The organism is Microbacterium azadirachtae (assembly GCF_000956545.1).
GTDB classification, from domain to species: domain Bacteria; phylum Actinomycetota; class Actinomycetes; order Actinomycetales; family Microbacteriaceae; genus Microbacterium; species Microbacterium azadirachtae.
This window is the reverse complement of the sequence record NZ_JYIT01000080.1, coordinates 1-11,985: the sequence shown is the minus strand read 5'-3', so window position 1 is coordinate 11,985 and position 11,985 is coordinate 1. Positions and strand designations below refer to the sequence as shown.

General features: G+C 70.4%; 9 protein-coding genes. 7 read left to right on the top strand and 2 right to left on the bottom strand.

Going from position 1 to position 11,985, the window contains the following annotated elements; translation table 11 throughout:
• Positions 1 to 37 precede the first annotated feature (37 nt).
• Positions 38 to 685, bottom strand: coding sequence for a TetR/AcrR family transcriptional regulator (locus tag RL72_RS11725; protein ID WP_045251036.1), 648 nt, complete (start codon positions 683 to 685; stop codon positions 38 to 40).
• Between the two features lie 140 nt (positions 686 to 825).
• Between RL72_RS11725 and RL72_RS11720 the strand changes: the two genes are divergently transcribed.
• The 7 genes from RL72_RS11720 (at position 826) to RL72_RS11690 (ending at position 9,963) form a co-directional block, all read left to right on the top strand.
• Positions 826 to 2,499 carry an ABC transporter substrate-binding protein gene (locus RL72_RS11720; protein WP_045251035.1) on the top strand — a complete coding sequence of 558 codons (1,674 nt, stop codon included), beginning with the start codon at positions 826 to 828 and terminating at the stop codon, positions 2,497 to 2,499.
• A 98-nt stretch (positions 2,500 to 2,597) separates the two neighbouring features.
• Positions 2,598 to 3,422, top strand: coding sequence for an ABC transporter ATP-binding protein (locus tag RL72_RS11715; RefSeq protein ID WP_045251034.1), 825 nt, complete (start codon positions 2,598 to 2,600; stop codon positions 3,420 to 3,422).
• On the top strand, positions 3,419 to 4,231 hold the full coding sequence (locus tag RL72_RS11710) for an ABC transporter ATP-binding protein (RefSeq protein WP_045251033.1): 813 nt from the start codon (positions 3,419 to 3,421) through the stop codon (positions 4,229 to 4,231). Before RL72_RS11715 ends, RL72_RS11710 begins: the two co-directional genes overlap by 4 nt.
• Positions 4,232 to 4,335: 104 nt before the next feature.
• Complete coding sequence (locus tag RL72_RS11705) at positions 4,336 to 5,331, top strand: ABC transporter permease (protein ID WP_211256053.1); 996 nt, start codon at positions 4,336 to 4,338, stop codon at positions 5,329 to 5,331.
• 2 nt (positions 5,332 to 5,333) lie between these two features.
• Positions 5,334 to 6,401, top strand: a complete 1,068-nt coding sequence (locus RL72_RS11700; protein WP_082072344.1) for an ABC transporter permease — start codon at positions 5,334 to 5,336, stop codon at positions 6,399 to 6,401.
• Positions 6,398 to 8,644 carry an exo-beta-d-1,3/1,6-glucosidase gene (locus RL72_RS11695; protein ID WP_045251032.1) on the top strand — a complete coding sequence of 749 codons (2,247 nt, stop codon included), beginning with the start codon at positions 6,398 to 6,400 and terminating at the stop codon, positions 8,642 to 8,644. Before RL72_RS11700 ends, RL72_RS11695 begins: the two co-directional genes overlap by 4 nt.
• Before the next feature lie 74 nt (positions 8,645 to 8,718).
• Positions 8,719 to 9,963, top strand: coding sequence for an MFS transporter (locus tag RL72_RS11690; protein WP_248700460.1), 1,245 nt, complete (start codon positions 8,719 to 8,721; stop codon positions 9,961 to 9,963).
• Positions 9,964 to 10,063: 100 nt separating this feature from the next.
• Here RL72_RS11690 and RL72_RS11685 read toward each other — a convergent pair whose 3' ends face one another.
• Positions 10,064 to 11,725 carry a glycoside hydrolase family 13 protein gene (locus RL72_RS11685; RefSeq protein ID WP_045251031.1) on the bottom strand — a complete coding sequence of 554 codons (1,662 nt, stop codon included), beginning with the start codon at positions 11,723 to 11,725 and terminating at the stop codon, positions 10,064 to 10,066.
• Positions 11,726 to 11,985 lie beyond the last annotated feature (260 nt).

Genomic DNA, 11,985 nt, shown 5'->3' with positions numbered 1-11,985 from the left:
AGGGCTGAGCCTACGCGGATCCGGCGGCGGGCCCGTGTCAGCGTCCTGCGTAGGTCTCGAGTGCGGGCCCGGGGTGCAGCACGCCGTTCACGATCGCCCGGATGGCGAACGCGCTGGCCTCGGCGAGCCCGACGGCGGAGGGATCCAGCAGCCACTGCAGCTGCAGTCCGTCCATGACCGCGAGGATCGACGCCGACGCCGTGCCGATCGCGGCGGTGTCGGTCACGCCCTCCTGCGCGCACAGCTCGCGGAACGCGGCGGACACCTCGGTGCGGAGCTTCTCGTAGCGGTGCTCGAAGAAGCCGCGCGCGGGATGGCCGTCCGTCACCGACTCGTTGGACAGCACGGTGTACGTCTGCACGATGCCCGGACGATGCTCGTTGGCGAACGCCGTCTTCACCAGGTGCAGGAACAGCTCGGGGCCGTCGGGGATGTGCTGATCGGCGAGCTCGGCGACGTCGCTCTTGTCCCGGTAGTCGAGCACCTCGAGCAGGAGCTTCTGCTTCGACCCGAAATGGTGCAGCACCCCGGCGTGCGTCATGCCGACCTGCTCGGCGATGTCGGCGAGGGTGCCGTTGGTGGATCCTTTCGCGCCGAAGATCTCGATCGCCGCGTCCAGGATCTCGGTGCGCTTGCGCTCGGTCTCGGGGCGTGATTTCACGCGCGCCGACGTCGTCGTGACCATTTCGTCCCCTTCGCCGCTTGTCATCCAGCTTACTCGTCGGTAACCTCACATCTACTTACTTTCTCGCTAGTAAGTAAAGTTCCGGAAGCGAGACCCCGCACCAGGTGGCGCACGATGGCCGTGCCCCAGAAGGAGAAGCAATGAGGCTCACCAAGACCCTGCTCGTCGTCTCGGCGATCGCGGCCCTCAGCGCCGTCGCGCTGACCGGCTGCTCGTCGGGCTCCACCGCCGGCGCGTCCGGCGGCGGCTCGCTCACCGTCGCCAAGCCGGACGGCGCCGCGATCCTGTCGACCCAGACCAACAACCCCTTCATCTCCACGGGGTCGGGGATGTCGCTCGGATACGACCGGATGATCTACGAGCCCCTCGCGATCGTGAACCCGGTCGGCAAGAACGAGACCACCCCGTGGCTCGCCTCCAAGGTCGAGTGGAACGCCGACTACACCCAGCTCACCGTCACTCCGCGCAGCGGCGTGAAATGGAGCGACGGCAAGCCGTTCACCGCCGACGACATCGTCTTCACCTACACGATGATCAAGAACACGCCCGCCCTCGACCTCGCCGGCCTCAAGCTCGCCGACGTCAAGAAGGACGGCGGGAACGTCGTGCTCTCGTTCAGCGAGTCGAAGTTCGTCAAGCAGGGCGACGTGCTGCAGGTCACCATCGTCCCCGAGCACCAGTGGAAGAGCATCTCCGACCCGTCCAAGGATCCGGTCAAGGACGCGGTCGGCACCGGCCCCTACACGATCAAGAGCTTCTCCTCGCAGGGTGTGGTGCTGAAAGCGCGCACCGACTACTGGGGCGGCAAGGTGCCGGTCGGCCAGCTCAAGTACCTCGAGTACAACGACAACACGGGACTCCTGCGCGCGCTGCAGAGCAAGGAGGCCGACTGGGCGCAGATCTTCATCACCGACTACCAGAAGAACTACGTCGACAAGGATCCGAAGCACAACGTGTTCTGGGGGGCGAACGTGCTGAGCCCGGACATGGTCCTGGTCAACACCACGAAGGCGCCGTTCAACGACGTCGCCTTCCGCAAGGCCGTGAACATGGTCGTCGACCGCAAGGCGCACGCGGAGAAGGCACGCAGCAACGCCGGCCCCGAGCTCACCAGCGTCACCGGCATCCCGCAGCCCACGGGCGACCAGTACATCGCGCCCGAGTACAAGGACAAGACCTTCTCGATCGACGTCGACGGCGCCAAGAAGGTGCTCACCGACGCGGGCTACACCTGGAAGGACGGCGCGCTGATCGACCCGTCCGGCAACCCCGTGTCGTTCACGCTGCAGGATCCGCAGGGCTGGAACGACTACGTCACCGGGATCCAGCTCGTCGCGACGCAGGTCAAGAGCACGCTGGGCGCGGACGCCAAGGTGGCCACGCCGGACGCCGACACCTGGTTCACCAACATGGCGACGGGGAACTTCGACGCCGCGCTGCACTGGTCGGGTTCCGGCTCCAACCCGTGGCACATCTACGACGACGTGATGAACGGGGCGTACCTGGAGCAGGCGGCCGACGGCAAGGTCTCGGACAACTTCGGCCGCTACAGCAACCCGGAGGCGACGGCGCTGCTCAAGCAGTACGCGCAGGCGTCCGACGACGCGACCCGCACCGACGCGCTCAACAAGATCCAGAAGATCTTCGTCGAGGACGTCCCCGCGATCCCGATCGGCACGCACCCCCAGCTCGGCGAGTACAACACCCGGACCTTCACGGGGTGGCCGAGCGAGAAGGACCAGTACGCGACCGCCGACCCGACGCAGCCCTCGGCCGTCCAGGTCATCATGAACCTGAAGCCGGCCGGCAAGTAACCGTCCATCCCTCTCGGTCGTTGAGCGAGCGCCCCGCGTTTCGTCTCAGTCGCGCTGCGCGCGGCCTCGCTCAACGACCGCTACCGGAGCATGCCCTCATGACAGACACCCTTCTCTCCGTGCGCGACTTCTCCGTCGTGTACGACGTGGATCCGCCCGTGCGGGCGGTGAAGAACGTCACGATCGACATCCGTCGCGGTGAGATCGTCGGCCTCGCCGGCGAGAGCGGCAGCGGCAAGACCACGCTCGCGTACGGTGTGCAGCGGCTGCTCAAGCCGCCGGCCGTGATCACCGGCGGCAGCGTGGTCTTCCACGACGCCGACGGCACGGACGTCGACCTGCACGCCCTCGACACCGAGCAGATGCGCCGGTTCCGCTGGGACAAGGTGTCGATGGTGTTCCAGGGCGCGATGAACGCCCTGAACCCCGTGGCGACGATCGGCGCGCAGCTCGACGACGTGTTCCGTGTGCACCGCCCGGGCATGAGCCGTGCGCAGCGGCGCGCGGAGGTCGTCGACCTGCTCGAGATCGTGAAGGTCGGCGGCCAGCGGATCCGGTCCTACCCGCACGAGCTGTCCGGCGGCATGCGTCAGCGCGTGATGATCGCGATGGCCCTCGCGCTCCGGCCGCAGCTCATGGTCATGGACGAGCCCACCACGGCGCTGGACGTGCTGGTGCAGCGCGAGATCCTGAAGCAGATCTCCCAGCTGCGCCACGAGTTCGGCTTCTCGGTCGTGTTCATCACCCACGACCTGCCGCTGCTGCTGGAGATCAGCGACCGCATCGCGGTGATGCGCGAGGGCGAGATCGTCGAGCTCGCCGACGCCGAGCGGCTGTGGACGGATCCGCAGCACGAGTACACGCGCGATCTGCTGCGCTCGTTTCCGCGCCTGACCGGCGAGCGGGGGGTGGTGGTGCGATGACCACGCTCGAGTTCCGCGGCGTCACCAAGATCTACAACGTCCGCGGCTCCGGCCAGCTGAAGGCCCTGGACGACGTCAGCTTCACCCTGAGCTCCCGTCAGACGATCGGACTGGTCGGCCAGTCCGGCAGCGGCAAGTCCACGATCGCCAAGATCCTCACCCAGCTCGAGACCCCCACGCGCGGAGACGTGCTGCTCGACGGGGCGCCGATCCCGCGGCGGGGCAAGGGCCTGCGCACCTACCGGCAGCAGCTGCGCATGGTGTTCCAGGATCCGTTCGCCTCGCTGAACCCGTACCACTCGATCCGCCATCACGTGGAGCGCCCGCTGCGCCTGGACCGCGTCGTCCCTCGCGACCAGGTCGAGGCCGAGGTGCGTCGCCTGCTCGAACGCGTGCGCCTGGATCCGGACGCCGTGATGGAGCGGCGGCCCCATGAGCTCTCCGGCGGCCAGCGTCAGCGCGTCGCGATCGCGCGGGCGCTCGCGTCTCGGCCGGCGCTGCTCGTCGCGGACGAGCCGGTGTCGATGCTGGACGTGTCGATCCGTCTCGGGGTGCTCAACCTGCTGGCCGATCTGCAGCGCGAGGAGGGGCTGGGCGTGCTCTACATCACCCATGACCTGGCGACCGCACGCCACTTCAGCGACGAGATCCTGGTGCTCAACCAGGGCCGGGTCGTGGAGCGAGGGCCCGCGGACGACGTCATCCTGCGCCCGCGCGACCCGTACACGCGGGAGCTGCGCGCCGCTTCGCCCGACCCGGAGGAGTTCTTCCGCCGCCGGGAGGCACAGACCACGGGAGGTGCGCGATGAGCGCCGACACGTCCGCACCTGCGACCGAGGCCTCGCCCGGCGCGCCCGAACCGGTGGACCCGACGCTCGTCGGCACCACCGCGACCCGCGCCGAGCGCGGACGCATGCGCGTGCCGTGGCGCTTCATCGGGGGCAGGGCGGCCTTCTACGTGTTCACCGCATGGGCGGCGATCACCATCAACTTCTTCATCCCGCGGCTGATGAAGGGCGACGCGGTCGACGCGTACATGGCGCGCAGCCAGGGCCAGCTCACGCCCGACGCCGAGAAGGCGCTGCGCCTCATGTTCGGACTCGACCACTCGGTGCCGCTGTGGCAGCAGTACCTCGACTACTGGGGGATGCTGCTGCGCGGCGACCTCGGCGTGTCGATCTCGACGGGCATGGCGCCGGTCGGCGACGCGATCGCCGCCGCCCTGCCGTGGACGCTGGGGCTGGTCGGCTTCGCCACGATCGTCTCCTTCCTCATCGGAACGGTGCTGGGCGCCGTGATCGGGTGGCGACGCGGCGGACGCCTGGACGTGCTCGTGCCGGTGACGACGTTCCTCGGCACCGTGCCCTACTTCTGGCTCGGGCTCATCTTCATCGCGCTGTTCTCGACGCTGCTCGGCTGGTTCCCCGCCGGCCACGCCTACGAGGTCGGCGTGGATCCGGGCTGGAACGCCGAGTTCATCGGGCAGGTGCTCTCGCACGCCGCGCTGCCGGTGATCACGATCGTGATCGCCTCGCTCGGCGGCTGGGTGCTCGGCATGCGGAACATGATGCTCACCGTGCTCGACGAGGACTACATCACCGTCGCCCAGGCCAAGGGCATGCCCAACCGCCGGGTGCTCTGGCGCTACGCGGCGCGCAACGCGGTGCTGCCGCAGATCCAGAGCTTCGCCCTGTCGCTCGGCTTCATCGTGGGCGGCACGATCGTCATGGAGATGGTGTTCTCCTACCCCGGCATCGGGCTGCTGCTGCTCGGCGCCACGAACGCGAAGGACTACGCGCTCATGCAGGGCATCTTCCTGGTGCTCGTGATGGCGGTGCTCGTGGCGAACATCATCGCCGACATCGCCTACGCCATCCTCGACCCGCGCACCCGGCAGACGGAGGCCTGATCATGACGACTCCCGTTCCCCCCGAGCTCGCGCAGCCGGCCGCCGGCGCGCCCGAGACCGCGGCGCTGCTCGCCGCCGAGCGCCGACCCGCGCCGCGGCGCACCTTCTGGACCCAGCTGCGCGCATCGCTCGCGATGTTCGGCAACCGCAAGTCGGCCGCCGGGCTGATCATCCTCGGGGTGTTCACGCTCGTGGCGATCTTCGCACCCCTGATCGCGCCCTACAGCCCCACCGCGCAGCACCTCGACGCGACGCTGGAGCCGCCGTCCTGGCAGCACCTGCTCGGCACGACCCACATCGGCGAGGACGTGTTCAGCCAGCTCGTCTACGGCACGCGCGGCGTGCTCGTGGTCGGCTTCCTCGCCACGATCATGGCGACCGTGGTCGCGATCGTGGTCGGCGTGACCGCCGGCTACCTGCGCGGCTGGAAGAGCGAGTCGCTGTCGGCGCTGTCGAACGTGTTCCTCGTGCTGCCCGGCCTGCCGCTGATGATCATCATCGCCTCGCAGTTCCAGGATCCGCCTCTCGTCGTCATCGCGGCGGTGCTCGGCCTGACCGGGTGGGCGTGGGGCGCGCGGGTGCTGCGCGCGCAGACGATGTCGCTGCGCAACCGAGACTTCATCCAGGCGGCCCGCGCGAACGGCGAGCCGCTGCACCGGATCATCCTGGTGGAGATGCTCCCGAACCTCATGGCGATCATCGCGTCGAGCTTCGTGGGCACCATGACCGCCGCGGTGCTCGGACTCACGACCCTCGCGTTCATCGGCGTCATCCCGGTGTCGAACCTCAACTGGGGCACCATCCTGTTCTGGGCCCAGCAGAACAGCGCGTTCCCGGACTACTGGTGGTGGTACGTCCCCGCGGGCCTCTGCATCGCGCTCCTCGGGGTCGCGCTCGCGCTGATCAACTTCGGCATCGACGAGTACGTGAACCCCCGCCTGCGCTCCGCCGGAGAGCGGGCCCGCGCCCTGAAGAAGCGCGGCATCGACGCGAACGCGGCCGTGACCGCGGTGCGCACCGAATCCTCCCCGGCGAAGACCGGATCCGATACAGAGAGCACCACTGCATGAGCGACGCCCTGCCCTTCCGCGACCCCCGACTCAGCACGGCCGAACGCGTGGCGGATCTCCTCGGCCGGATGTCGGTGGAGGAGAAGGTGGGTCAGATGCTGCAGCTGGATGCGCGCGACGACCTGGCCGATCACGTGCTGCGCCGGCATGCGGGGTCGATCCTGCACACGTCGCCGGAGCGGATCGTCGAGGCGAACCGGCTCACCGCGCAGACTCGACTCGGAATCCCGCTGCTGGTGGCGGAGGACTGCATCCACGGGCATTCGTTCTGGGAGGGGGCGACGATCTACCCGACCCAGCTGGGGATGGCCGCGTCCTGGGATCCGGCACTGATCGAGCAGGTGGCGCGGGCGACGGCGGTGGAGGTCTCGGCGACGGGGATCCATTGGACGTTCTCCCCGGTGCTCTGCATCGCACGGGATCTGCGGTGGGGACGGGTGGGCGAGACGTTCGGGGAGGACCCGTTCCTGATCGGCGAGCTCGCCAGCGCGATGGTGCGTGGATATCAGGGCGAGGGGCTCGCGGATCCGACCGCGATCCTCGCGACGGCGAAGCACTTCGCGGGGTACTCGGAGACGCAGGGCGGGCGGGACGCGTCCGAGGCGGACATCTCCCGCCGCAAGCTGCGGTCCTGGTTCCTGCCGCCGTTCGAGCGGGTCGCCAAGGAGGGATGCCGCACCTTCATGCTCGGGTATCAGAGCATGGACGGGGTGCCGATCACCGTCAACGACTGGCTGCTCAGCGAGGTGCTGCGCGGTGAGTGGGGATACACGGGCACGTTGATCACGGACTGGGACAACGTGGGCCGGATGGTGTGGGAGCAGAAGGTGCAGCCCGACCACGCGCACGCCGCCGCGGCCGCCGTGAAGGCGGGCAACGACATGGTGATGACCACGCCGGGGTTCTACGAGGGCGCGCTCGAAGCCGTGCAGAACGGCATGCTCGCCCCCGATGCCTTCGATGCCGCCGTCGCGCGGATCCTGACCCTGAAGTTCGACCTCGGGCTCTTCGAGGATCCCCGCCTGCCGTCCGAGCGTCTCGACACCGTCATCGGTTCCTCCGCGCACGCCGTGCTCAACCTCGACGTCGCCCGCCGCTCCCTCGTCCTTCTCGAGAACGACGGCACGCTCCCTCTGAGCCCCGCGGCCGGGACGGCGGATCCGGTCCGCGTCGCCGTCGTGGGCCCACTGGCCGACGACGCGCAGACGCAGCTGGGCGACTGGGCCGGCGGCTCGGGACAGGCCGGATGGCTGGAGGGCCAGCCGCGCGAGATGATCACCACCGTGCTCGACGGGCTCCGCGGCGTCGAGGGCCTTGCCGTGCAGTACGCGCAGGGCGCCGACATCCTCACGCTCGAGGAGGATCCGCTCGGGCCGACGTTCCCCGACGGGCAGCCGCGACCGCCGGTGGTGGTGGCGGCCCCGATCGACGATGCGCAGCGGGCGCACGCGGTGGCCGCCGCCGAGGCCGCGGACGTCGTCGTCGCGGTGGTCGGCGATCGGATCGAGGTCGTCGGCGAGGGGCGTTCCACGGCGACGCTCGAGCTCCTCGGCGGCCAGCAAGCCCTGCTCGACGCGGTGATCGCGACCGGCACGCCCGTCGTCGTGGTGCTGCTGGCCTCCAAGCCGCTCGTGCTGCCGGCCTCGGTGGCGAACGCCGCGGCCGTGATCTGGGCGGCGAACCCGGGGATGCGCGGCGGGGCGGCGATCGCCGAACTGATCACCGGGGCGATCGAGCCGTCCGGACGGCTGCCGATCTCGTTCGCGCGGCACGCCGGGCAGCAGCCGACCTACTACAACCAGATCCGCGGACAGCACGGCGCCCGCTACGCCGACCTCACGCAGGCGCCCGCCTGGGCGTTCGGCGAGGGCCGGTCGTACACGACGGTCGAGTACTCGGGCCTCGCGCTCGCCTCGGCGACGCTCGGCACGGAGGACACGATCGTCGCCGAGGTCACCGTCGCCAACACCGGATCCCGTCCCGTGCGCGAGACCGTGCAGGCGTACGTGCGCGACGTGGTCACGAGCGCGAGCTGGACCGACAAGGAGCTCAAGGGGTTCCGTCAGGTCGAGCTCGCGGCGGGGGAGTCGGCGCGGGTTCGGCTGGAGCTGCCGGTCGCCGCGTGCACGATCGTCGACGCCGCAGGGATCCGCCGGGTCGAGCCGGGGGCGTTCGAGCTCCTGGTGGGGCCGTCGTCCCGTGAGGAGACGCTGCTGGCGGTCGGCTTCGAGGTGCAGGGCTGAGCCGGATCCGACAATTCGTCCGGAATCCTCGCAAAAGTTTCCGGGCGGCGGATCCGCTCTGCTTGGATGACGTGGTGCGAACGACTGCTGACGACACCGGCTTCCGGGCCGGCGCCCTGATCTGGCTCGCCGTCGCGACCTTCTCGATGGGGATCGACGGCTATGTGCTGGCGGGGCTGCTGCCCCAGATCGCCACCGACCTGCGCGTGGACGCGGCCGCCGCCGGACAGCTCATGAGCGTGTTCGCGGCGACCGGGGCGATCGCCGGACCGGTGCTCGGCGCGCTCACCGGACGCTGGGAGCGCAAGGCCACGATCGTGCTCGCCCTGGCCGTCTTCGTGGTCGGCAACCTGCTGGTCGGCCTCGCGCCGTCGTACTTCTGGGCGATGACCGGCCGCGTCGTCTCGGCGCTGGGCGGCGCGCTGCTGAACGCGGTCATCGGCTCCTACGTGATCGCACGCACCCCCGAGCACTACCGCGGACGCGCGCTCTCGCTCGTGATGGGCGGCTTCCTGTTCGCGACGGCCCTCGGTGTGCCGATCGGGCTGGTGATCGGCCAGGCCGACTGGCGGATCCCGCTGTTCCTCGTCGTGGGCGTCGGCACCGCGGCGCTCATCGGCATCCTCGCGCGCGTACCGCGCCTGCACCTCCCGCCGCTCTCGCTGCGCGCCGCGCTGAGCCCGCTCACCCGGCCGGCGATCCTCGCCGTCCTCGTGGTGCCCATGGGGCTCATGTGCGCGAGCTACCTCTGCTTCACCTACGCGACGCTCATCCTCGGCCCGCGCATCGGCGAGGGGTATCCGATGATCGGCGCCCTGTTCGGCTACGGCATCGTGAGCCTGGTCGGCAACATCGTGTCGGGCCGCGTGACCGACCGCCGTGGTCCGGTCGCCGTGCTCACGGTGATCGTGGCCACCGTGCTCGCCGCCGCCCTGCTCGGCTGGGCGGGCCTGATGCTGCCCGGCATCGCGGGGGCCGTCGCGGGGCTCGCCTGGTTCCTCGCCTGCGCCTTCTTCAACGGCGGATCCGGCGTCGCAGCGCAGACGCGCCTCGCGACGATGGTGCCGCCCGCGGTCGCCGCGCTGGTGCTCGCTCTGAACAACAGCGCCATGATGCTCGGCAGCGCGCTGGGAAGCGCCCTCGGCGGCGTCGCCCTGGCCGCGGGCGCCCTGCCGGATCAGCTGCTGCCGCTGTCGGGCGTCGTGCTGGCGGTGACCCTCGCGGTGCAGCTCGCCACGGCGGTGACGCATCGGCGGCGTCGCTCGTCCGACGTGGTCGGCGCCGCCGAGCCGCCGCTCGGGGCGGTCGAGCCCGCCTGAGCGGATCCGGATCCCTCCTCGGAGGGATCGCTCGCGCCGGAATTCCGCAGACTCGTCCGCGGGCGGGGGGATCCCGGACGCCGGAGCCGCGGCGGCGGCCTCAGGCGAGCGTGTACCAGGCGGCGGAGTCGGGCGGCAGCACGGCGCCGGCGTCCGGTGCGCTGTGCACGACCACCGTCGCCCCGGCGGGCAGCGCGAGGGGCGCGGTGCCGAGGTTGGCCGCGACGTGCAGCTCGCCGCGGCGGAACGCGACCGCGTCGGATCCCAGGTCCTCCCAGACCAGCGAGCCGGCTCCGAGTCCGCGCGCGCGGCGCAGGCGCAGCAGCTCCCGGTACAGCGACAGGGTCGAGGCGTCGGACTGCTCCTGGAGCGCGCGGGCGTACTCGGCCCACTCGGCCGGCTGCGGCAGCCACGAGGCGCCCGTGTCGTTGAAGCCGTACGACGGCGTGGTGCCGCCCCACGGCAGCGGCACGCGGCAGCCGTCGCGGCCGTAGCGCTCGCCCTCGGTGCGGAACCAGGTGGGATCCTGCCGGAACTCGTCCGGGATCTCCATCGCCTCGGGCAGGCCCAGCTCCTCGCCCTGATAGAGGTAGGCGGATCCGGGCAGCGACAGCATCACGGTCGTCGCGGCGCGGGCGCGCGCGAGGCCGACGGCGCGGTCGGGCTTGGGCTCGTCGCGCGGGCCGATGCCCTCGCCCTGCGGGTTGTCCCAGGTGAGGGCGAGGCGCGAGGCGTGCCGCACCACGTCGTGGTTCGACAGCACCCACGTGCTCGGGGCCCCGACCGCGCCGAACGCGTCGAGGGAATCGCGGATGACGTCGCGCAGCTCGTCGGCCTTCCACGGCGTCATGAGGTAGTTGAAGTTGAACGCCTGGTTCATCTCGTCGGGGCGCACCCAGAGCGCGATCTGGTCGAGCGTGGGCATCCAGGCCTCGGCGCACAGCGCGCGGTCGCCGTCGTAGGCGGCGAGGACCTCGTGCCACTCGCGGTAGATCTCGTGCACGCCCGGCTGGCCCCAGTAGGGCACGTCCTCCTGGTCGCCGCCCATCGAGTCGGCGCCGTCGTCGGGCGTGTAGTCGGGCAGCCCGGCCTTCTTGATCATCCCGTGCGCGACGTCGACGCGGAATCCGTCGACGCCCCGGTCGAGCCAGAACCGCAGCACGCCGCGGAACTCCTCGCGCACCTCTTCATTGGTCCAGTCGAAGTCGGGCTGGCTGGTGTCGAAGATGTGCAGGTACCACTGACCCGGCCGGCCGTCGGCCTCGGTCACGCGGGTCCACATGCCGCCGCCGAACACGCTCTGCCAGTTGTTCGGCGGCAGCTCGCCGTTCTCGCCTCGGCCGTCGCGGAAGATGTAGCGCGCGCGCTCCGGGCTCCCCGGGGCGGCGGCGAGGGCCTCCTGGAACCAGGCGTGCTGGTCGGAGGAGTGGTTCGGCACGAGGTCGACGATCACGCGGATCCCGCGCTCGTGCGCCGCGGCGAGCATGGCGTCGAAGTCGTCGAGCGTGCCGAACAGCGGATCCACGCCGCGGTAGTCGGAGACGTCGTAGCCCGCATCCTTCTGCGGGCTCGGCATGAACGGGCTCAGCCAGATCGCGTCGACGCCGAGCTCGCTGAGCGCGTCGAGGCGCGACGTGATGCCCGGCAGGTCGCCGATCCCGTCGCCGTTCGCGTCCGCGAAGGACCGCGGGTAGATCTGGTAGATGACGGCGGTGCGCCACCACTCGGATCCGGGGGCGGACTGCTGCTCGATCTCGGCCATGCGATCAGGGTACCGGGACGGCGCTGTTCGCGGAAACTCGCGGATCGAATCGGTTCGATCCCGCCCCCTGCCGCGGTTCGCTGGTCGCGCTTTGCGGGTTCGGAGCGGTGTAACCCGCAATCCGCGACCACGGGGCGGAGGGGGTGCTCTTCGTGCGGTTCGCTGGTCGCGCTTTGCGGTTTCGGAGCGGTGTAACCCGCAATCTGCGACCACCGAACCAGATGGCGGCTCCGCTCCTGTCCACTGGTCGCCGATTGCGG

Bases quoted from the DNA above. Each gene is read 5' to 3' on its own strand.
- RL72_RS11685 (WP_045251031.1), bottom strand. From the start codon at position 11,725: ATGGCCGAGATCGAGCAGCAGTCCGCCCCCGGATCCGAGTGGTGGCGC.
- RL72_RS11720 (WP_045251035.1), top strand. From the start codon at position 826: ATGAGGCTCACCAAGACCCTGCTCGTCGTCTCGGCGATCGCGGCCCTC.
- RL72_RS11700 (WP_082072344.1), top strand. From the start codon at position 5,334: ATGACGACTCCCGTTCCCCCCGAGCTCGCGCAGCCGGCCGCCGGCGCG.
- RL72_RS11725 (WP_045251036.1), bottom strand. From the start codon at position 685: ATGGTCACGACGACGTCGGCGCGCGTGAAATCACGCCCCGAGACCGAG.
- RL72_RS11715 (WP_045251034.1), top strand. From the start codon at position 2,598: ATGACAGACACCCTTCTCTCCGTGCGCGACTTCTCCGTCGTGTACGAC.
- RL72_RS11695 (WP_045251032.1), top strand. From the start codon at position 6,398: ATGAGCGACGCCCTGCCCTTCCGCGACCCCCGACTCAGCACGGCCGAA.
- RL72_RS11705 (WP_211256053.1), top strand. From the start codon at position 4,336: ATGCGCGTGCCGTGGCGCTTCATCGGGGGCAGGGCGGCCTTCTACGTG.
- RL72_RS11710 (WP_045251033.1), top strand. From the start codon at position 3,419: ATGACCACGCTCGAGTTCCGCGGCGTCACCAAGATCTACAACGTCCGC.